This window comes from Micromonospora sp. CNB394 (assembly GCF_000374985.1).
GTDB lineage: Bacteria > Actinomycetota > Actinomycetes > Mycobacteriales > Micromonosporaceae > Micromonospora > Micromonospora marina.
The window spans coordinates 1-21,184 of record NZ_KB895857.1 but is presented as its reverse complement, the minus strand read 5'-3'; the positions used below and the strand labels follow the sequence as shown (position 1 = coordinate 21,184).

Below are 21,184 nucleotides of genomic sequence, written 5' to 3'. Positions count from 1 at the left end.
GGCAACGTGGCGGCACAGGGGCGTACCGGTGTGGCGACGGGGAGGTTCCCCCGTCCCGGCCTGCGCTCCCTCGTCCGTACGGTTGGTTGTCCACAGGCCGGGAGGCCCGGTGGACGGCGGAATTCCAAGTTATCCACAGCCGTATCCCCAGCCTGGTGATCCTCGTTCACAGTCGGTCACCGAGGGGGTCAACGGCCGAGGCGCCGCCGGACCATCCCGACCACCTCGGTGATCTCGCCGATCCGCAGCACCATGGCGAGCCCGAGGTAGGTCGCGCCGATCGCCGCGCCGCCGATCACCAGCTGCACCGCCGCGGCGAGCCAGCTCAGGCTCGCCGGATCGCCGGGGAGCACCGCCACCACGAGCACGCCGACGAGCGCGGCACCGAGCGCCGCAACGACCACCCGGCCGAGCGTCCGCATGATCCCGCCCAGCCCGATCCGGCCCACCCGGGGCCGCAGCAGCATCGCCGAGATGATCGCCGCCGCCAGGTACGACACCGCGTTGCCGAGCATCATCCCGGCCGCCGCGAACGTGTTCGAGAAGATCAGGAACAGGCCCACCTGGAGCAGGACGCGCAGCGCCACCACCGGAATGTTGATCAGAGCCGGGGTCCGGGTGTCCGGCAGCGCGTAGAACGCGAACGTGAAGAGCTGGCTCACCGCGAACGGCACCAGGCCCAGCGCCGCGACCAGCAGCACGGTGGAGGTGGCCACCGCGTTGTCGCCGGTGAACGCGCCGTACCGGAACACCACGACCGAGATGGGGGCGGCCAGCACCGCGTAGCAGACCGCGATGGGCGCGAGCACGGCGCTGACCATCCGGGTGCCCCGGGACAGGTCGGCGGTGACGTCGCTGAACCGGTGCTCGGCGGCGGCGGCGCTCATCCGGGGCATCAGCGCCGTGATGATCGAGACGGCGATGATGCCGTGCGCCATCATCAGCAGCAGGAACACGTTGTTGTAGATCAGCAGGCCGGCGTTGTCGCCGTCGGCGGCGCGGGTGAGCAGGTTGACCACCACGAAGAGGCCGAGCTGGTTGACGCCGACGTAGCAGAACATCCAGCCGCCGAGCCGGGCCAGCTCGCCCAGGCCGAGCGCACCGAAGTCGAATCGCAACTTCCACCGGAAGCCGACCTTGCGCAGCGCCGGCAGCAGGCCGGCGGTCTGGACCGCGACGCCGAGCAGCGTGCCGCCGCCGATGAGCAGGATGCGGTCCCAGCCCATCTGTCCGGGCTCGACGATCTTGGCGCCGAAGACCGCGATGTAGAGCCCGCAGACGCCGATCACCACGACGTTGTTCAGGATCGGCGCCCACATGGGCGCGGCGAAGTGTCCGCGCGTGTTCAGCACCGCGGCGATCAGCGCGCTCACACCGGTGAAGAACAGCATCGGCAACATCAGGTACGACAGGCCGGTCACCAGGCCCCGGTAGTCCTGGTCCTTGCCGCCGGCGTAGATGGCGGTCAGCACCGGCGCGCCGATCATCGCGATCAGCGCGACGGCGGCGAGGGCCAGCACGGCCAGCGTCAGCAGCCGCTGGGAGTACGCCTCGCCCCGGTCCGGATCCGACTTGCGCCGCCGGACCAGCACCGGGATCAGCACGCTGGTGAGCACACCGCCGAGCAGGAACTCGTAGACCTGGTTCGGCAGGAAGATCGCGGTGGTGAACGCGTCACCGACCAGCGCGCCACCGAGCGCGGCGCCGATCATCAGGTTGCGGATGAAGCCCGTACCCCGGCTGACCAGGCTGCCGATGGCCATCACCGCGCTGTTCGCCGCGGCGCTGGTCTCGGCGACCACCTCCTGCGGGGGCGCGACGGCCTCGACGCCGGGCTGGTTCAGCGGCTCGGCGGAGATGAATGTGGCGCCGTCGTCCGGCGGCAGGCCGTCGCCGTGCGCGTTCGCGCTGCGGTAGAGCCCGCCGCTCATCTGCCAGCCTCCAGGGTACGTGGCGACCGGGCCCGGCCGGCCCCGCCCAACCGGAACCTTAGTCAACCCGGACCCGTTACCCGCGCCCGGCGCGGTCGATCCATCTCCGGCCCGATAGGCTGGCGATCCCATGTCCGAAGCCTCCGCCTCCCACGCCGCCGACCGCCGTGAACTGACCGCCGCGCAGCGCACCGCCGTCGCCGAACTCCTCCGAGTCTCACCGGTCGCCGACGAGCTGGGCCGGCGCTTCGCGCAGGCCGGTCACGAACTGCACCTGGTGGGCGGATCCGTCCGCGACGCGCTGCTCGGGCGGCTGGGCAACGACCTCGACTTCTGCACCGACGCCCACCCGGACGAGACCCTCAAGGTCATCCGCGGCTGGGCGGAGTCGATCTGGGAGACCGGACGCGAGTTCGGCACCATCGCCTGCCAGCGCGACGGCCTCAACCTGGAGATCACCACGTTCCGCGCGGAGGTCTACGACCAGGTCAGCCGCAACCCGGTGGTGCAGTACGGCACCAGCCTGACCGAAGACCTCAAGCGCCGCGACTTCACAGTCAACGCGATGGCGGTCAGTCTTCCCGACCACCGGTTCACCGACCCGTACGGCGGGCTGGCCGACCTGGCCGCCAAGATCATTCGTACGCCCGGGACGCCGCAGGAGTCGTTCCGCGACGACCCGCTGCGGATGCTGCGCGCGGCCCGGTTCGCCGCCCAGCTCCGCTTCGCCGTCCACCCGGACGTCCGCGCGGCGATGACCGGCATGGCGGGCGACCTGGACCGGATCACCGCCGAGCGGATCCGGGACGAGTTCACCAAGCTCCTCTGCGGCGCCGACCCGATCACCGGGCTGCGCCTGCTCGTCGACACCGGGCTGGCCGAGCGCTTCCTGCCCGAGCTGACCGGCCTGAAGCTCACCATCGACGAGCACGCCCAGCACAAGGACGTCTACGAGCACACGCTCACGGTGGTCGCCAACGCCATGTCGATGGAGTCCGACGGCTGCGACTTCGTGCTGCGGATGGCCGCGCTGATGCACGACGTCGGCAAGCCCGCCACCAAGGCGGTCGGCGCGGACGGCCGGGTCAGCTTCCACCACCACGAGGTGGTCGGTGCCCGGCTGACCAAGAACCGGATGAAGGCCATGCGCTACTCCAAGGAGATCACCTCCCAGGTGGTCAAGCTGGTCGGGCTGCACCTGCGCTTCTACGGGTACGGCCGGGGCGAGTGGACCGACTCGGCGGTGCGCCGGTACGTCACCGACGCGGGTGACCTGCTGTCCCGGCTGCACAAGCTGACCCGATCCGACTGCACCACCCGCAACCGGCGCAAGGCGGCCCAGCTCGCGGCCGATTACGACGCGTTGGAGGAGCGGATCGCCCGGATCGCCGCCGAGGAGGACCTGGCCCGGGTCCGGCCCGACCTGGACGGCAACGCGATCATGGAGCTGCTCGGCGTACCGCCGGGACCGGTGGTCGGTCGCGCCTGGCAGCACCTCAAGGAGCTGCGTCTGGAGCGCGGGCCGCTGGACCGCGACGAGGCCGAGGCGGAGCTGCTGCGCTGGGCGCGCGAGGAAGGCATCACCGGCTGAGACAGGCGCCGGCAGCGCCGGCACCAGCCAGCTCGTCGCCGGCCGGACCATCGACTGGAACAGCCCGACCCTCGGCCTGGGTGCCGGCGAGAAGTTCGTCGTCGCCGTGCTCTGACCCGTACCGCAGCGCGACGCCCGCCGGCTCCCCGAGGGGAACCGGCGGGCGGCGTCGTCATCGGGTGACGGCGCTGCCGTCCACCGTGGTCTTGCCGTTGTCCTGCGCGCTGCTGCCCAGCCGCGCCAGCAGTCCGGCCAGGTCGATACCGGTCAGGTCGCTGCCGAGCTGGAGACCCTGGGCGACGTTGCCGGCGACGGACTTGGTGAGCGACGACGCGCCGTCGGTGGAGATCACTGTCATCTTGTCGATCGCGCCGATCGGGGCACTCGCCGCGCCGACCACCTCGGGCAGCACCTTGACCAGCAGGTCCAGCACGGCCGCCTCGCCGTACGCGGCGAACGCCTCGGCCTTGCGGGCCATCGCGTCGGCCTCGGCCTGGCCCCTGGCGAGGATGGCCGCCGCCTCGGCCTGGCCCTCCCGCTCGACCGCCTCGGCGATCGCGGAACGGCGGCGCTGCTCGGCCTCACCCTCCTTGGCGCCCTCGATCGCGTTCGCCTCGGCCAGCGCGGCCCGGCGGGCCCGCTCGCCCTCGCCGGTGAGGCGGGCCTGTTCGGCGGAGGCCTGCGCGGCGGCGATGGTGGCCTGCCGCTGCGCGTCGGCGGTGAGCACCGCCGCGTTGCGGGCCGCCTCGGCCTCCTGCTCGACCTTGTACCGGGCCGCGTCGGCCGGCTTACGGACCTCGGTGTCGAGCTGGCGCTGCTTCAGCTCGGCGTTGCGCTCGGCCACCTTCTGCTGCTCGGAGAGGATCGCCTGGTCCCGCTCGGCCTGCGCGAGCGGACCGGCCGCTGCCGACTTGGCCTTCGCCGCGTCGATCTCGGCCTGGATGCCTGCCTGCTTGAGCGCCAGGTTCCGGTTCGCCTCGGCGATCGCCTCCTCGGCGAGCAGCCGCTCCTGCTCGGCCTGCTGCCGGGCCCGCGCCTCCGCGATCGCCGCGTCCTTGAGCACCCGGGCCGCCTCCGGCCGGCCCAGATCCTGCAGGTAGGAGCCCTCGGCGAGGATGTCCTGGAGCTGGAACGTGTCAAGCACCAGGCCCTGGTTGGTCATCGAGTGCTCGGCCTCCTCCGCGACCGCGCTGGCGAACGCCGCCCGATCCCGGATGATCTCCTCGACGGTGAGCCGGCCGACGATCGAGCGCAGCGCGCCCGCGAGTACCTCCCGGGTGAAGTTGTCGATCTCCTCCTGCTGGTTCAGGAAGCGCTGGGCGGCGGCGCGGATCGCGTCCTCGGTGCCGCCGACCTTGACGATCGCGACGCCGTGCAGCTCGGTGCGGATGCCCTGCTTGCTCACCGCGCCGCGGATGCTGACGTCGATCCGGCGGCTGGACAGGTCGAGCGACTGGAGCTTCTGCACCACCGGAAGGACGAACACCGAGGCACCGAGCACGACCTTCTGCCCGGACATGTCGGTGGCCCGGCCGCCGTCGGCGGTCTGGGTGGTGCGGCCCTTGCGGCCGGTGACGATGAACGCCTGGTTCGGCCCGGCCACCTTGATCCGGGACAACACGAAGAGGACGAGGACGACGGCGAGGAGGACCGCGCCGCCGATGGCGACGAGCAGGGGCATGGGCGTTCCCGTCTGTGTGGTGGTGTGTCAGTAGGTCTCGACGTACACGCTGGTCTCGCTCAGCGCTTCGACCACGAAGATCCGGGTGCCGACCGGGATCGGCCCGTCGGCGCGGGCGTTGAGCTTCACCGGCTGACCGGCGAGGCGGACCCGCACCTCGCCGTAGCCGCCGCTGGGGATCGGCGTCACCACCAGGCCGATCGCACCGGCCAGATGGTCGCGGGTGGGTGTGGCGTCGGTACGCATGGTGCGGGCCGCGCGGCTGAGCCGCGCCGCCAGCCAGCCGGTGGGCACGGCGGCGAGCGCGCCGCCGGCCACCGCCGCCGCGATCATGCCCGGGGTACGACCCCCGAGCAGCTCGTTGACGATGGCGCCGCCGAAACCGAACGCCCCGGTGAACCCGGCGGCCGCCTCCAGCGACACCGGCCCGTCGACGTCCGGCTGGCCGAGGTGGAGCACTCCCGAGCCGAGCAGGGCGAGAGTCAGCACGCCGACACCGACCCCGCCGATGATCAGGAAGATGAGCGTCCCGGTGGCCATGACCTGCACGGTATCGACGCCGTGCAACATCGACTTCGTCCAGCGGACGTTCAGCGGCGGGTCAGCGCGGCGCGATGGTCAGCGCGGCGCGATCGTCACCTCGGCGAGGGAGAAGTCCTCCGGCAGCGGCTGACGCACGAGTTCCCGGCCGGTGGTGTCGGCGAGCACGAAGTCTCGCGACCCGTACGGCCGCCGGTAGAGCAGGCGCTCGTCACCGACCCAGACGACGTCGGCCACCGGCAGCGGGTTCACCACCCGGCCGGTCGCCGCCTCCACGAGCAGCGGCTCCGTCTGCCCCTGCACCGCCACCAGTTTCCCGTCGGGTGACCAGGCCCACGGCCCGGCCGGGTCGCCCGGCAGCGGCTCGAACCGGGTGGGCCGGCCGCTGTCGGCGGCGAAGAACTGGACGCCCCGCCGCAGGTGCCGGGCCGACTCGGACCGGGGACGGCTCAGGTCGGTCTGCTGGAGCAGCACCTCCCGCCCGTCCCGGGTCCAGAGGAAGAAGCAGTAGTCGGTGCAGGGGTAGCGGGTGGTGTCGACGGCGTGGGATCGCGTGGTGCCGTCGGCGCTCAGCACGACGAAACCGGATTGACCGACCCGCTGACTGGTGAATAGCAGGCGGCGGCCGTCCGGCGACCAGTTCGGCGAGCCGAGCGCGCGGCCCGGCTCGTGCCAGCTGGTGGTTCCCCGGGCCAGGTCGACCAGGCCGACCTGCCGGGGCCGGTCGTCGTCCCAGACCGCCACCAGCGAACCGGCGGGCGCGGGCAGGACGGCGTCGTAGCGGGCGTTGCCGACGTACCGGCCGCGTCCCCGGTCGAGCAGGTACGACGGTCCGGCGGCGCCGGTCCGCGCCCGCGTGCCGGTGACCACCCAGTCGCCGGGCAGCACCAGCGGCCCGTCCGCCCAGTCCGGTCCGGGCGCCGACCGGACGACCGGCGACGGGGCGACGGTGACCGGCGCGGTCGGCGGCGGGGTGGGACGCGGACGGAGCAGGACGAACGGCAGGGTCACGGCGACCACTGCGACGAGCGCGGCAGCCGCCGCGCCCGCACGCCTGCGACGGCGCAGCCGGCGGCCCCGGCCGAGTGCGCGCGACGCCAGGTCCGGCGCGGGCGCGGCGCCGTCGGCGAGATCGTGTACGGCCGTCCGGAGCGTCTCGTCCAGTGACGTGCTCATCGGGTCACCTCCGTCCGGTTCGTCAGCCCGTCGAGTCCCGGTACCAGCTTCCGGAGCCGGGCCAGCGCCTTGGTGCTCTGGCTGGCCACGGTGCCGGGGCGGCAGCCGAGCAGCGCGGCCGTCTGCTCGACGCTCAGGTCCTCCAGATAGCGCAGGGTGAGCACGGCGCGCTGGCGGGGCGGCAGTGCCCGTAGCGCGTCGCGTACCAGCAGCCGCAGGTCGCTGTCGTCGCCGGCGGCCGGTCGCTCCGGCAGCTCGGCCACCGGCACCTCCGCCCGCCGCGCCCGCCGCCGCCAGCCGGAGACCTGGTCGTGGTAGAGGATCCGCTTCACGTAGGGCTCCGCGTCGCCGTGGATCCGTGGCCACCGGACGTACGCCTTGGCCAGCGCGTTCTGCAGCAGATCCTCCGCCGCGTGCTGGCTGCCGGCCAGCGCGTACGCGACCCGCAGCAGGGCCGCTCCCCGCTCGTTGACGAACGCGGTGAACTCCCCGTCGACCTCTGCCACCGTGCACCTCCGCATCTCCAGACGCTCGGGGCGGGGAAATCTTTGCCCGCCGCGCCACAATGGGTGACATGCGCTGGACCGTGCTCGACTCACCGATCGGGGAGTTCTCCGTCGGCACCGACGACGACGCGGTGCGCGGCGCGCACTTCGGCCGGGTGGACGGGGCGTCCGGCGAGCCCGGCGACGCGGTGGCCCGGTTGGCGGTGGCGGAGCTGCGGGCGTACTTCGCCGGCGAGCTGACCGAGTTCACGGTGCCGGTGTCGGCGCCCCGCGGCTCGGAGTTCGAGCGCGCGGTGTGGCGGGAGATGACCCGCATCCCGTACGGGGAGACGAGCACGTACGGCGAGGTGGCGAAGGCGGTCGGTGACCCGGGAGGCGCGCGGGCGGTCGGGGTGGCCTGCAACCGCAATCCGGTGCCGGTGATCGTGCCCTGTCACCGGATCGTCGGCGCGGGCGGCAAGCTGGTCGGCTTCGGTGGCGGGCTGCCGCGCAAGGTGACGCTGCTGGAGATGGAGGCGTCGGTGGCGCTGCGGCGAGCCTGGTCCTGACGTACGCGAAGGAGGAAGGCCGGGTCCGCGCGGACCCGGCCTTCCTCCTTGTGCTGGTACGGCGCGTCAGCGCTCGATCTCGCCGGCGATGAACGCCTCGACGGCGGCGTGCGCATCGTGGTCGGCGTACTGCTCCGGCGGGGACTTCATGAAGTACGAGGAGGCGGAGAGGATCGGGCCGCCGATCTTCCGGTCCAGCGCGATCTTCGCGGCGCGGACGGCGTCGATGATGACACCGGCCGAGTTCGGCGAGTCCCACACCTCGAGCTTCAGCTCCGCGTTCAGCGGGGTGTCACCGAAGGAGCGGCCCTCCAGGCGGATGTACGCCCACTTGCGGTCGTCCAGCCACGGCACGTGGTCGGACGGACCGATGTGCACGTCGCTCTTGCTCATCTCGTGCGGGATCTGGGACGTCACCGACTGGGTCTTCGAGATCTTCTTCGAGACCAGGCGGTTGCGCTCCAGCATGTTCATGAAGTCCATGTTGCCGCCGAAGTTGAGCTGGTACGTGCGCAGCAGCTCGACCCCGCGGTCCTCGAAGAGCTTCGCCAGGGCGCGGTGCACGATGGTGGCGCCGACCTGGCTCTTGATGTCGTCGCCGACGATCGGCAGACCGGCGTCGGTGAACTTCTTCGCCCACTCCGGGTCGGAGGCGATGAAGACCGGCAGGGCGTTCACGAACGCGCAGCCGGCGTCGATCGCGGCCTGGGCGTAGAACTTGTCGGCCTCCTCGGAGCCCACCGGGAGGTAGGAGACGACCACGTCGACCTGCGCGTCGCGCAGCGCCTGCGCCACGTCGACCGGCTTGGCGTCCGACTCCTCGACGATCTCGCGGTAGTACTGACCGAGACCGTCGTAGGTCGGGCCGCGCTGCACGGTGACGCCGGTCGGCGGCACGTCGCAGAGCTTGATCGTGTTGTTCTCGCTGGCGACGATCGCCTCCGCGAGGTCCATGCCCACCTTCTTGGCGTCCACGTCGAACGCCGCGACGAACTTCACGTCCGAGACGTGGTAGTCGCCGAAGGTGACGTGCATGAGACCCGGGACGCGGTCGTTCGGGTCGGCGTTCCGGTAGTACTCCACGCCCTGTACGAGGGACGAGGCGCAGTTACCCACACCGACGATGGCGACGCGGACGGAGCCCATAGCGTCTGCCTCCTTCTTCTTCATCACGGCCGCTCTGTCCTGGACGTTCCAGGCGTGGGCGGGCTGTCGTTGTCTCCTCGGCCACCGGCCGTCCCGGGTCGCGGGTCGGCCGGGGCCCGGCCGGAGCGCTCGTTGGCGATGAGCTCCTCCAGCCAGCGGACCTCGCGCTCACAGGCGTCGAGCCCGTGGCGTTGCAGTTCCAGGGTGTACGCGTCGAGTCGCTCGGCTGCCCGGCCGAGCACGTCACGAAGACCTTCGCGACGTTCCTCGATCTTGCGACGACGACCTTCCAGGATCCGGAGCCGGGTGGCCTGGTCGGTCCGGGCGAAGAACGCGAAGTGCACGCCGAAGCCCGTGTCGTCGTACGTCTCGGGTCCAGCCTGCGCTATGAGCTGGGCGAAGCGTTCCTTGCCCTCCGCGGTGATGGTGTAGACCACCCGACCGCGTCGGCTGGTCAGCGCGGGAACCTCCTCGGCGGTCGCGGGTGTCTCGGCGGCTTCGGTGATCCATCCCGCCGCCTGCAGCCGGCGCAGGGTCGGGTAGAGCGAGCCGTAGCTGATCGCCGCCCGGATGGCGCCGAGCTTGGCGGTCAGCTCCTTGCGCAGCTCGTAGCCGTGCATCGGCGCCTCCTGCAGGAGGCCGAGGACGGCGAGTTCGAGCACGGGCCATCCCTACTTTCCCCCTGCGCGGAGCACTAACCACCGCGATGTATCGGACCGATACATCGCACGTTAGCGGAGAGGTGAGGGTGGGGCAAACCCCTGCTTGTGCGACGCGTCCATCACGCATCGTGACCATGGTCGCCTGGGTCCGCGGGAGCGCGTACCCTTTGCCGCATGCGTACGTCTCGCCAGGTCGTCGACTACTCGCTTCAGAAGCGGGCTGTGCTGCGCGAACTCCTCGCCGGGCGGATCGGCACGTACGACGTCTGCGACGCCTCGCCGTACCTGAAGAACGCTGCTCGTTTCCACGGCGAGCCGACCGACCACCGCTGCCCGATCTGCCGCAGCGAGAACCTGATCCACGTCCACTACATTTACGGTGACGAACTCAAGCAGTCGGCCGGCCAGGCGCGTACCCGGGCCGAGTTGCCCGTCCTGGCCATGACGCTGCGTGAGTTCCAGGTGTTCGTGGTGGAGGTCTGCCCCGGCTGCGACTGGAACCATCTCGTCGAGCAGTTCCTGCTCGGCCGGGACGGTCTCGCGGGCGAGGCGGAGGGCGCGGACGAGTCGGTCGCGGCCAACGGCTCCACCCCTCGGCGAAGGCGAGAGGCGCAACGGTGAACGCGGCTGCCCCGATCGCTGCCGGCCCATTCCCCGGGCGGCAGGATCGACAGCTTTCAAGCGTAAATAGTCCGAATAGATCGGATTTGACGGGCGCGCGCCGGTACCGCCGGCGGGTAACGTCCCGTGTTCCAGCTCACGGCAACCCGGTGGCGGCGCCCCCGCGTCCCACCGCGACCGGCAGGGTGTGAGGAATGAACTACGGCGATCCCAGTTCTTCGCGTGGGCGGGCCCAGATCCCGGGCCCGAACGGCGACCCCGGTTCCGAAGGGAACTGGGGTGGGAACGGTTGGTCCGGCGCGGCGGAGGGCGGCGCCTCGGCGCGCGCCTCCGTGTCACCGTACGGCGCGGGTGGCCGGGCTTCGGTCGGCGGCGCCGCTCCGGTACCGCGCGCAGCGGCCGGCTCGGCCCCGGTGGGCCGGGCAGGCACAGGCGGCCGCGCCTCGGTGCCCGTCTCTCCGGCACCCGGCGCCTCCGGACGCGCGGGCGCCGGCCGGGCGTCGGTGCCCGCGTCCCCGGCGGCTCCGGCGGGACGCGCCTCGGTGGGCGCGGCGAGCGTGGGCGCGGCGGCGGTAGGCGGGCGGGCGAGCGTGGGTGGACGCGCGAGCGTGGGCGCGGCAGCTGTCGGTGGCCGCGCCCGGGTGCCCGGCGCCGCCGGTGGCGGCCCCGGTGGTCCCGGTGGTCCGGCCGGCCCCGGCCGGCGTGGCCGCGGCGAGGACCCGGCGCGGGCGAAGAAGCGCCGCCGGATCAACATGCTGATCGCCGGCTTCGCCGTGTTCATCATGCTCGCCGGCATCGGTGTGGTGAGTTTCACCTGGTACTCCACCAAGGTGGTGCTCCCGCAGGACACCATCCCGCCGCTGTCGACCACCATCTACGACTCGACCGGCAAGACCGCCATCGCCCGGATCGGCGACCAGAACCGCCAGCTCGTCACCATCGACCAGATCCCGGAGCACGTCCAGCACGCGGTCGCCGCGGCGGAGGACCGGAACTTCTACAAGCACTCCGGTGTGGACTACAAGGGCATCGCCCGCGCCGCGTGGAACAACCTCACCGGCGGCGACAAGCAGGGCGCCTCGACCATCACCCAGCAGTACGCACGCAACGCGTTCGAGAACCTGAACCAGGACACGTACGGCCGCAAGGTGAAGGAGGCGATCCTCGCCTCCAAGCTGAACGACAAGTACGACAAGCGCGTGATCATGCAGCACTACCTGAACGTCATCTACTTCGGCCGCGGCGCGTACGGCATCCAGGCGGCGGCGCGGACCTACTTCGGCAAGGACGTCAAGAGCCTCACAGTGGCCGAGGCCGGGGTGCTCGCCGCGCTGATCAAGCAACCGGAGCCGAGCGCCACCCACCAGGGTTACGACCCGGCGATCAACCCGACGGCCGCGCTGGACCGGTGGAACTACGTGATCAACGGAATGATCACGGAGAAGTGGCTTGACGCGCCGAACACGCCGGCGCACCCCACCGAGTACCCGAAGAACATCAAGCCGCCGACGAAGAACAGCGGCGGCGGCTTCGGCATCGACACCCCGTACGGCAACATCGTCAACTACGTCTCGCAGGAACTGCGCGAGATGAAGCTCTGCACCGACAACGAGGCCGAGGCGACCGAGAAGAAGCCGCTGTGCGCCAAGGCACTGAGCCGCGGCGGCTACAAGATCACCACGACGATCAACCGGAAGATGCAGGAGGCGGCGCTCGCCGCGGCCCAGCGGGCCAAGAAGGGCTCCGAGCTTGCCGGCCAGCCGTCGAACCTGATGGCCGCCGTGGTGGCCATCGATCCGCAGAACGGCCGGGTGCTCGCCTACTACGGCGGTGACAACGGCACCGGCACCGACTACGCCGGGAAGAACGTCGACAACGGCGTGGTAAGCGGCGGGCACTCGCCGGGTTCGAGCTTCAAGATCTACACCCTCGCCGCGGCGCTCAAGGAGGGCATCTCGCTCAAGTCCCGGTGGAAGGGCGAGGGGTTCACGCCGAAGGGCACCGAGTTCAAGGTCAGCAACGCCGGCGCGGACAAGGTCTCCTGCGGAAACTCCTGCACACTGGAGCTCTCGACGCTGAAGTCGCTGAACGTGCCGTTCTACTACATCACCGAGCAGATCGGCCCGGACAAGGTGCTCGACATGGCCAAGCAGGCCGGTGTCACCACCATGTGGCAGACCGACACCAACCCGGCCAAGGCACACGACCTGACCAAGGCCGACCCGAAGGACCTCGCGCCGTCGCCGTTCTTCCACGTCCTCGGCTACGGGCAGTACCCGATCACCGTGCTCGACCACGCCAACGGCGTCGCCACCTTCGCCAACCAGGGCGTCTACCACAAGGCGCACTTCGTCCGGAAGGTGGAGAAGCAGAACCCGGACACCGGCAAGTGGGACACGCTCGGCGGGGAGCAGCTCAAGGGGGTGCCTCGGATCGAGAAGGACATCGTCGCCGACGTCACCTCCGTGCTGAAGCAGTATCCGGGCCAGATCAACAAGAAGCTCGAGGACGGCCGGCAGGTCGCCGAGAAGACCGGCACCTGGGAACTCGGCGACAAGACGACAGCCAACGGTGACGCCTGGATGATCGGCTACACGCCACAGCTCGCCACCGCGGTCTGGGTCGGCAACGTCAAGGACCGCAAGGCGATCAAGTACAAGGACGGCCGGGACATCAGCGGCGCCCGGATGCCGGGTGACATCTTCCAGCGCTTCATGAACGACGCGCTCAAGGGCGAGGACAAGGAGGAGTTCCCGCCGGCCGCGAACGTCGGCGAGGACGACACCGGCAACGGCGACGCGCCCGCGCCGCCGCCGACCGAGCCCGGTCAGCCGGGCGGCCCGAACTGCGACCCGCTGGGCCTGTTCTGCCCCGGTGGCACGCCCGGCGGCGGCGACCAAGGGGGCGACAACCCCGGCGGCGGCGGACGTCCCGGTGGAGGCGGTGGCGGCGGGCTGCTACCGAGCACACCACCGACACGACAGAACTGACGCACACCACGGCGGCGGCCGGACCCGAGCGGTCCGGCCGCCGCCGCGTTTCGCGTACCGGAATTTCTCCGCGCGCGACGGGACGGCGACCCCCGCTGTACGGCAGGATGCCTCTCCATGAGCACCCAGTCGCCCGCAGGCATCGATGAGCCCGGCGCGTCCGAGGCGGCGCCACGATCCGGGGAGACGGCGGACCACCCCTCCCGCTCGGACTGGTTCGTCCGGGGCACCTCCGGTCTGATCGGCGGGCCGCTCGGCGACCACGCCGTCGCCCTGGACCGGCCCGCCGGCCGGGAGAGCCGGTTCTGGACCGCGAGCCGGATCGTGCTGGCGCTGGTGTGCCTGACGCTGGCCCTGCACTGGGTGCAGAAGTCGCCCTGCCAGGACGGCGCCTGGCAGAACAACATCCAGTACACCCGGATGTGCTACACCGACGTGCTGGCGCTCTACTACGCCGAAGGGCTCAACGAGGGCAAGGTCCCCTACGCCGACCACCCGGTGGAGTACCCGGTGCTGACCGGCTACTTCATGGGCGCGCTCGGCCTGCCCGTGCACGCCCTCGGCGCCGACAACCCCGGCATCAACCAGGGCCAGTGGTTCTACAACCTCAACGCGCTGGTGCTCGGCGCGCTCGCGGTCGCCACCGTCGCGGTGATCCTCAGCCTGCGCCGACGACGACCCTGGGACGCCGCGTTGTTCGCGCTGTCCCCGGCGCTCGTGCTCACCGCCACCGTCAACTGGGACCTGCTCGCCATCAGCCTGGCCGCGTTCGGCCTGCTGGCCTGGGCGCGCGCCCGGCCCGACCGGTACGCGCTGCTGCTGCCCGGCGTGGCAGGCGTCCTCATCGGCCTGGGCGGCGCGGCCAAGATGTGGCCGCTGTTCCTCCTCGGCCCGATCCTGGTCCTCGCGCTGCGCGCCGGCAAGCTGCTCGCCGGGCTCGTCGCCACGGCGACCGCACTGGTGACGCTCGTGGCGGTGAACCTGCCGGTGGCGATCCCGTACCGGGAGAACTGGGAACGCTTCTTCGACCTGAACACCACACGCCCGATCGACTGGGGCACGCTCTGGTACATCGGCCGCTACCTGGACGGCCGGATCAGCCCGTCCGCACCCGGTGAACTCGGGCCCTTCGAGTGGCTCAACGCGAACATCCCCACCCTCAACTGGCTGTCGTACCTGCTGTTCGGCCTGGCCTGCCTCGGCGTGGCCGGGCTGGCGCTGCTCGCGCCGCGCCGCCCCCGGCTGGCCCAGCTCGCCTTCCTGGTGGTCGCCGCGTTCCTCATCTTCAGCAAGGTGTGGTCCCAGCAGTTCGTGCTCTGGCTGCTGCCGCTCGCGGTGCTCGCCCGGCCGCGCTGGGGCGCGTTCCTGGCCTGGCAGGTCGCCGAGGTCGGCTACTTCGCCGCGTTCTACGGCGAACTGCTCGGCACGGCCATGTCCCGGCCGGTCTTCCCCGAGGGCGTCTTCGTGCTGGCGTCGAGCCTGCGCCTGATCACCGTGGCGGTGCTCTGCGGGTTCGTGATCCGGGACATCATGCGGCCCGAACTGGACGCGGTCCGGCACACCTACGCCGACGACCCGGACGGCGGCGTGCTCGACGGCGCGCCCGACGCGCCCTGGCACCAGCGCTGGCGGGCGCGCGCCGCCGAACGGCCCGCCGAACCCGTCCCGGTGTGACCGGGGCGGTCGTCTCCCCGGTCTACAGCCGGAACACGACCGCCTCGCCGACCTGCTCCCGGGTCACGCCCGGCGTGTCGACCGGCCGGTCGAGCATCCCCTCCCACGGGGTGCCCGCCAGCTCGTCGCGCAACACCACCACGTTCTTCACGCCGATCTGCCGCAGGTAGTCGACGCTCGCGTAGTCCGGAAAGCTGACTGTCGCCTCGCGGATTTGGGCCTGCGAACGCGGCGTGAAACCGCTGCCGCCGTTTACCATCGGCTGGAACCGGTCGGTGGACCAGAGCATCACCGGCTGGTCGAGGTTCTGGCTGCTCGGCAGCACCAGCATCGGGCCGTCCACGGTCCGCATCGCCGCCGGCTGCCGCGGCACCACCGGCTGCGGTGTGGCATTCAGCCCTTCCACGAGGACCAGCGCCAGCGGCAGCAGGGTGGCCAGGCGCAGCCACGGGCCCGGCCACGGCGGCACCCGCTCGGCGGCCAGCTCGCGTACCCGCATGCAGAACGCGGTGACCGCGCCGGCCGCGAGCAGACCCAGCAGCAGCGTGGTCCACAGCATCATCCGGCCCGGCGTGCGCAGCCCGCTCCACCCCGGCAGGTAGTCGAAGAGCGGTGCGTAGGTGAACCGGCCGCCGAAGAACCGCGTCCCCATCGCCAGCGCCATCGTCACGAGCACGCCGGCGAGCAGGAAGATCCGGTGCCGGATCCGCCAGACCGAGAAGAACAGGCCACCGGCGGCGAGCGCGTAGAGCACGAAACCCGGCAGCAGCGTCATCTCCGGGTGCCAGGGCAACACGGCGCGGGCGCCCTCGTGCAGCCCGCCCCAGACCCGCGACTCGGCGGGCGCGGTGAAGAACCCGCTCGCCGGCGGCGAGTAGAGACCGATGTCCCCGAGCGTCCGCTCCGCGTTCGGGTGCAGCTCGGCAACCGTGAAGTACGGCACGGCCAGCGCCGCGCCCACCGCGGCGAAGACGAGCCCACCGAACAGGTCGGCCAGGAACAGCCGCCGGCCGAACGGTCGCTTCACCCGGCGCCGCCGCACGAACCACAGCACCACCGCGACCAGGCCGGTCCCGGCCAGCATGTACGCGAACGGCAGCCCGATGCCGAACCCCAGGCTGAGCTGCCACGCGGCCACCAGCCACCCGGCGAACGCCCAGCCCGCGTGCCGGCGGCGCGGCCGGTAGCCGTACCGCAACGACCAGCCGTGACCTCGGGCCAGCATGGCCAGCGCCAGCGGGATGCCGCCGTTTGAGAGGATGTGCAGGTGCCCGGCCTGGGCCAGCAGCCACGGCGCGTAGGCGAAGCTCGCCCCCGCCACCGCGCCGCCGATGCGGCCCGCGCCGAGCTGCCGGGCCAGCACGTACGCGCCGAACGCGGCCAGCGCGTGCGCCAACACGAACATGATGTTGTAGCGCAGCACGGCGTGCTCCGGGCCGACCCCGATCAGGCCGGCCGGGGCGTACCCGAGGAGCGTGTCGGAGAAGGCGAAGCTCCAGTTCTCCGGATAGAACGAGTTCGCGTGCCACAGCATCGCCGGGTCGGTCCGCAGGATGTGCCCGGACCACGCCATCTGCCACGCCTGCAGGCTCGGATCCCAGTAGTCCTGCGGCAGCGTGTGCCGCGGATAGCGCAGCGTGGGCCAGGTCATCGCCGCAGCCAGCGCCAGCGCGGCGAGGGCGGCGAGCGTCCACTCGTGCACCAGGAACCGGCCGACCGCGCGGACGGAGCGGCGGGCCCGGCCGAGCACCGGCTCCGGCGCGGGCCCGAACGCGGACCAGGGATCGGCGGGCTCGTCGCCGGCCGTACCCGTGGTGTTCTCGTCTGCGCTCGCGGCCTTCTCGGCGGCGGCGTCTGCGCCGTCGCCGCCCTTCGTCGGGGCGTCACCCTTGTCGGCGGACTCGTCCGCGGTGCCGGCCTCGGGACCGGCGTCCGCCTTGCCGGTGTCCGCCGTGCCGGTCGACTCGGCCTTGCCGTGGCCTGCCTTGCCGTCGCCTGCCTTGCCGGACTGGTCGGTCGTCACGCCGTCGCGCCCAACTGCCCGCGCAGGAACGCGATGTCGGCCGCCTGGCCCTCGACGCCGCCGGGGGTCTCCACGATCACCGGCGCGCCGGCCGCGCGGATCACCGCCACCAGCAGCTCCGGGTCGATGGTGCCGCCGGTGAGGTTGTCGTGCCGGTCCTGACCGGAGTTGAACGCGCCCTTGGAGTTGTTCGCGTGGACCAGGTCGATCCGGCCGGTGATCGCCTTCACCCGGTCGACCAGGCCCAGCAGTTCCTCGCCGCCCGCGTACGCGTGGCAGGTGTCCAGGCAGAAGCCGACCTCGTGGTCGCCGAGCGCGTCCCAGAGCCGGGCCAGGGAGTCGAGGTGCCGGGCGCAGGCGTTGTCGCCACCGGCGGTGTTCTCGATCAGCACCGGCAGCGGGAAGCCGCCGGAGTCAGCCGCGTACGCGAAGGTCTTGCGCCAGTTGTCGAAGCCGACGGCGACGTCGTGGCCGGCGTTGACGTGGCCGCCGTGCACGATCAGCCCCCTGGCCCCGACGTCGGCCGCGGCGGTGGCGTGGGCGAGCAGCAGCTTGCGGCTGGGGATGCGGATCCGGTTGTTCAGCGTGGCTACGTTGATCACGTACGGCGCGTGCACGTAGAGGTCGACGTCGGCGGAACGAAGGCGCTCGGCGTCCTCGCGCGGCTTCGGGGCCTTCCAGCCCTGCGGGTCGGCCAGGAAGAACTGGACCGCCTCGGCCTGCCGGGCGGTCGCCTCGGCCAGCGGGTCGGTCGGATCGACGTGGGCTCCGATTCGCATGCAGGGCAGCCTACGTCGCGCCTGCGACGGTCGGCGCGCTCGCGGGAGGCGCCCGGCGGGTCGGACGCGTCACCACCCGGCCCGGCGGTCGTTGTCCGAGGTGGGATCGATGGTCGACGCTCCGCCCGCACGTGGTCCACAGCACGGACGGGCGAGGGTGGACCCCCGGAAACGGGACGCCCCGCCGTGCGGCCCGGCACTGCGGGGCGGGATCCACTCGTCACCCGGTACGGGAGACCGGCAGTAGGACCAATTCCTCCATTTACCCCAAGTGGTGACGAGAGCCATTGTATGGTCAGACCAGGTGACAACACGATAAAGCTCCGCGGGGCGTCTTCGATCCAACCTCATCGGTGTGGTCGTTCCTCCCCAGGTCCCACCCAAGGAATGCGGACGGGACGCCCCGCGGTCCCGTGGACAGGGGTCCACCTGCCGGCTCGCCGGAGGTGGGCCCCTGTCGCCACACCCGGCTCACCGGGGCCGCCCGCCCGGCCATGATCGTCCGGACCGGCTATCCTGGTCCGGTTGTCCGTGTGTCCGATCGGGTTCCCCCGGCACCCGGCCGCGGGCAACGACGCACGACCTCCTGCCACGGAAGGACCGTGGCCGCTTAGCCCACAGGAGGTGAGCACGTCTTGCGTCATTACGAAGTCATGGTGATCCTCGACCCCAGCCTCGAGGAGCGCACCGTCGCCCCGTCGCTCGACACGTACCTGAACGTGATCCGGACCGCGGGTGGCTCGGTGGAGAAGACCGACGTGTGGGGCCGCCGGCGCCTCGCGTACGAGATCAACAAGAAGGCCGAGGGCATCTACGCCGTCATCGACCTCCAGGCGACGCCGGAGGCCGTTGGCGAGCTGGACCGTCAGCTCCGACTCAACGAGTCGGTGCTGCGCACCAAGGTCATCCGCCCGGAGATGCGCTGAGCATCTAGACCCGGCACGTCCGGATCACAAGCCTCATCCACGCTGTCGTACGGCTCTGAGAGCCTCAACGGCACAAAGATGAGTGCGCGAGGAGATGGTCATGGCAGGAGACACCACCATCACGGTCATCGGCAACCTGACCGATGACCCCGAGTTGCGATTCACCCCCTCCGGTGCGGCGGTCGCCAAGTTCCGGGTCGCTTCGACGCCCCGCTTCATGGACAAGGCCTCCGGCGAGTGGAAGGACGGCGAGCCGCTGTTCCTCTCGTGCACGGTCTGGCGCCAGGCCGCCGAGAACGTCGCCGAGTCGCTGCAGCGCGGCGCTCGCGTGATCGTGTCCGGCCGACTGCGCCAGCGGTCGTACGAGACCCGCGAGGGTGAGAAGCGCACCGTCATCGAGCTGGAGGTCGACGAGATCGGCCCGTCGCTGCGCTACGCCACGGCGAAGGTGCAGAAGATGTCCCGCTCCGGTGGCGGTGGCGGCGGCTTCGGTGGTGGTGGCGGCCAGGGCGGCGGCGGAGGCAACTTCGACGACCCCTGGGCCTCTGCTGCCCCGGCCCCCTCCCGCGGTGGTTCGGGCGGAAACTTCGACGAGGAGCCTCCGTTCTGATGGCGCCGAGCGCCCGCGATCGCAAACCAGGAGCACGAGCAATGGCTAAGGCTGCGGCACTGCGCAAGCCGAAGAAGAAGGTGAACCCGCTCGACAAGGACGGGATCACCTACATCGATTACAAGGACACCGCGCTGCTGCGCAAGTTCATCTCCGACCGCGGCAAGATCCGCGCTCGGCGGGTGACCGGCGTCACGTCGCAGCAGCAGCGGCAGATCGCCCGTGCGGTCAAGAACGCCCGCGAGATGGCGCTCCTGCCGTACACGGCCACGACCCGCTGAGAGGAGGCACGGACATGAAGATCATCCTGACTCAGGAGGTGTCCGGCCTCGGCTCTCCGGGCGACATCGTCGAGGTCAAGGACGGCTTCGGCCGTAACTACCTGCTGCCGCAGGGCTTCGCGATCGCCTGGACCAAGGGCGCGGAGAAGCAGGTCACGGTCATCAAGCGGGCCCGCTCGGCCCGCGAGATCCGCGACCTCGGCCACGCCACCGAGGTCAAGACCCAGGTCGAGGGTCTGAAGGTCAACCTGAAGGCCCGCGCCGGCGACGGCGGGCGGCTCTTCGGCTCGGTCACCCCGGCCGAGATCGTCGACGCCGTCAAGGCCGCCGGCGGCCCGACCCTGGACCGCCGCCGGCTGGAGCTGCCCGGCCACATCAAGGCGCTCGGCTCCTACCCGGTGAGCATCCGGCTGCACCCCGAGGTGACCGCCAAGTTCGACCTGAACGTGGTCAAGGGCTGACACCCGAAGCACGACGCGAAAGGCCCGCACCGGTCGCCGGTGCGGGCCTTTCCGCATCCTCGCCGCTCAACCGAGCGGATTACCCGTCACCGCGCTGATCACCACGGTGGACAGGCCACCACCCACCACCGCCGCCGCCAGCGCCACGGTCGCCGACCGCCACGTCGTCCCGACCTGCCGCAGCAACACCGCCACCACCAGACTGCTCACCATCGCCAACCCGAACCGCGGCGCCGCCGACACCAACGAATCCAGCGCATGCGCACGCGGCGGCTCACACCCACCACCGGTGATGTCGGTGACACACCCCGCCGGAGGCTGACCGCTCAGGAACAACAGACCGACCACGAGCAGCACCGCCGGAACCAGATAGCAGGCCGCCGTGTAGAACAGCGGCCGCAATGGACCACCCGGATCCGGGTCCAGCAGGTCGTCCTCCAGCCGCCGGCCCCACGAGCCGCCGCCTATCGTCTCCACCCGCCGCCGCAACGTCGACGCCGCCGGCTCCACCGGGCGACGGTGCGGCACCGTACGCGCACGCGGCGCCGAGTAAGCCACCGCAGGCGAACGCGGAGCCGTCGACGGCGACTCCATCCACCGGGGGTCGTCACCGGACAGCCGGGTACCCGACCAGAACGCCTCGGCCCGCGCCGGTGACGCCCAGCCCTCCCGCACCGGCGGCGCCGAACGGCCCCACGGATCTGGCTCCGCGTACCGGCCGTCGGCGTGCCGCACCGGCTCCAGGAAACCGGTGTCGGTGAACCGGTCCCACTCACCCGTGTGCTCCGTACGGTCCCAGCGGCTCGCGGGCACCGGCCGCTCCCAGGCGTGCACGCCCGACGCCTCCCACGGATCGACAGCGGGCGGCTCCACCGGCTCACGCTCGGCGCCCCGGCGGCGCTGCCACGGATCCGCCGCCGCCCGCGACCGCGCCGAGTCCGACGGCGTCGTCCGTCCCCAGGTCGGCTCTGCCTCGGTTGGCGTCGTCCGTCCCCAGGTCGGCTCTGCCTCGGTTGGCGTCGTCCGTCCCCAGGTCGG

18 protein-coding genes and 1 pseudogene are annotated in these 21,184 nt (G+C 71.5%); 9 read left to right on the top strand and 10 right to left on the bottom strand.

What is annotated here, in order from left to right; translation table 11 throughout:
• Positions 1–188: 188 nt before the first annotated feature.
• Positions 189–1,931 (bottom strand): murein biosynthesis integral membrane protein MurJ, encoded by a 1,743-nt coding sequence (murJ, locus tag C569_RS0125195; RefSeq protein ID WP_018788512.1) that lies wholly within the window; start codon positions 1,929–1,931, stop codon positions 189–191.
• A gap of 130 nt (positions 1,932–2,061) precedes the next feature.
• On the opposite strand from murJ, the gene C569_RS0125190 reads away from it, so the two are divergent.
• Entirely contained in the window at positions 2,062–3,522 is a 1,461-nt protein-coding gene (locus C569_RS0125190; RefSeq protein ID WP_018788511.1) for a CCA tRNA nucleotidyltransferase, read from the top strand.
• A 172-nt stretch (positions 3,523–3,694) separates the two neighbouring features.
• Here C569_RS0125190 and C569_RS0125185 read toward each other — a convergent pair whose 3' ends face one another.
• Genes C569_RS0125185 through C569_RS0125170 form a run of 4 tightly spaced genes read right to left on the bottom strand, consistent with a single transcriptional unit; the run spans position 3,695 to position 7,425 of the window.
• Positions 3,695–5,203 (bottom strand): flotillin family protein, encoded by a 1,509-nt coding sequence (locus tag C569_RS0125185; RefSeq protein WP_018788510.1) that lies wholly within the window; start codon positions 5,201–5,203, stop codon positions 3,695–3,697.
• A gap of 27 nt (positions 5,204–5,230) precedes the next feature.
• Positions 5,231–5,773: an NfeD family protein gene (locus tag C569_RS0125180; RefSeq protein ID WP_018788509.1), complete on the bottom strand. Its 543-nt coding sequence runs from the start codon at positions 5,771–5,773 to the stop codon at positions 5,231–5,233.
• A gap of 48 nt (positions 5,774–5,821) precedes the next feature.
• Complete coding sequence (locus C569_RS0125175; protein WP_026268624.1) at positions 5,822–6,919, bottom strand: PD40 domain-containing protein; 1,098 nt, start codon at positions 6,917–6,919, stop codon at positions 5,822–5,824.
• Entirely contained in the window at positions 6,916–7,425 is a 510-nt protein-coding gene (locus C569_RS0125170) for a SigE family RNA polymerase sigma factor (RefSeq protein ID WP_026268623.1), read from the bottom strand. Before C569_RS0125170 ends, C569_RS0125175 begins: the two co-directional genes overlap by 4 nt.
• Positions 7,426–7,493: 68 nt before the next feature.
• Between C569_RS0125170 and C569_RS0125165 the strand changes: the two genes are divergently transcribed.
• The gene (locus C569_RS0125165) at positions 7,494–7,973 is read left to right on the top strand and encodes a methylated-DNA--[protein]-cysteine S-methyltransferase (protein ID WP_026268622.1); all 480 of its coding nucleotides are present in this window, start codon (positions 7,494–7,496) and stop codon (positions 7,971–7,973) included.
• Positions 7,974–8,039: 66 nt separating this feature from the next.
• On the opposite strand, the gene C569_RS0125160 is transcribed toward C569_RS0125165, so the two are convergent.
• Together C569_RS0125160 and C569_RS0125155 are read right to left on the bottom strand one after the other, a co-directional pair.
• Entirely contained in the window at positions 8,040–9,119 is a 1,080-nt protein-coding gene (locus C569_RS0125160; protein WP_018788505.1) for an inositol-3-phosphate synthase, read from the bottom strand.
• A 23-nt stretch (positions 9,120–9,142) separates the two neighbouring features.
• Positions 9,143–9,781 carry a PadR family transcriptional regulator gene (locus tag C569_RS0125155; RefSeq protein WP_018788504.1) on the bottom strand — a complete coding sequence of 213 codons (639 nt, stop codon included), beginning with the start codon at positions 9,779–9,781 and terminating at the stop codon, positions 9,143–9,145.
• Between the two features lie 174 nt (positions 9,782–9,955).
• On the opposite strand from C569_RS0125155, the gene C569_RS0125150 reads away from it, so the two are divergent.
• The 3 genes from C569_RS0125150 (at position 9,956) to C569_RS0125140 (ending at position 15,066) form a co-directional block, all read left to right on the top strand.
• A complete protein-coding gene (locus C569_RS0125150; protein WP_026268621.1) occupies positions 9,956–10,402 on the top strand; it encodes a DUF5318 domain-containing protein in 447 nt (148 codons plus the stop codon).
• Positions 10,403–10,596: 194 nt separating this feature from the next.
• A complete protein-coding gene (locus C569_RS0125145; protein WP_026268620.1) occupies positions 10,597–13,392 on the top strand; it encodes a transglycosylase domain-containing protein in 2,796 nt (931 codons plus the stop codon).
• A gap of 117 nt (positions 13,393–13,509) precedes the next feature.
• A complete protein-coding gene (locus tag C569_RS0125140; protein WP_018788501.1) occupies positions 13,510–15,066 on the top strand; it encodes a glycosyltransferase family 87 protein in 1,557 nt (518 codons plus the stop codon).
• 22 nt (positions 15,067–15,088) lie between these two features.
• Here C569_RS0125140 and C569_RS0125135 read toward each other — a convergent pair whose 3' ends face one another.
• Complete coding sequence (locus C569_RS0125135) at positions 15,089–17,089, bottom strand: hypothetical protein (protein WP_018788500.1); 2,001 nt, start codon at positions 17,087–17,089, stop codon at positions 15,089–15,091.
• Positions 17,086–17,868, bottom strand: a complete 783-nt coding sequence (locus C569_RS0125130; protein ID WP_018788499.1) for a deoxyribonuclease IV — start codon at positions 17,866–17,868, stop codon at positions 17,086–17,088. The genes C569_RS0125135 and C569_RS0125130 overlap by 4 nt, the downstream gene beginning before the upstream one ends.
• A gap of 635 nt (positions 17,869–18,503) precedes the next feature.
• Between C569_RS0125130 and rpsF the strand changes: the two genes are divergently transcribed.
• The 4 genes from rpsF (at position 18,504) to rplI (ending at position 20,146) form a co-directional block, all read left to right on the top strand.
• Positions 18,504–18,794, top strand: coding sequence for a 30S ribosomal protein S6 (gene rpsF / locus C569_RS0125125; RefSeq protein WP_013289357.1), 291 nt, complete (start codon positions 18,504–18,506; stop codon positions 18,792–18,794).
• Positions 18,795–18,876: 82 nt separating this feature from the next.
• Positions 18,877–19,404, top strand: coding sequence for a single-stranded DNA-binding protein (locus C569_RS0125120; protein WP_018788497.1), 528 nt, complete (start codon positions 18,877–18,879; stop codon positions 19,402–19,404).
• Between the two features lie 41 nt (positions 19,405–19,445).
• Complete coding sequence (gene rpsR, locus C569_RS0125115) at positions 19,446–19,685, top strand: 30S ribosomal protein S18 (protein ID WP_013289355.1); 240 nt, start codon at positions 19,446–19,448, stop codon at positions 19,683–19,685.
• A 14-nt stretch (positions 19,686–19,699) separates the two neighbouring features.
• Complete coding sequence (gene rplI, locus C569_RS0125110) at positions 19,700–20,146, top strand: 50S ribosomal protein L9 (RefSeq protein WP_018788496.1); 447 nt, start codon at positions 19,700–19,702, stop codon at positions 20,144–20,146.
• A 66-nt stretch (positions 20,147–20,212) separates the two neighbouring features.
• On the opposite strand, the pseudogene C569_RS0125105 reads toward rplI, so the two are convergent.
• Positions 20,213–21,184 (bottom strand): annotated as a pseudogene (locus C569_RS0125105) (hypothetical protein); the annotation flags it as partial.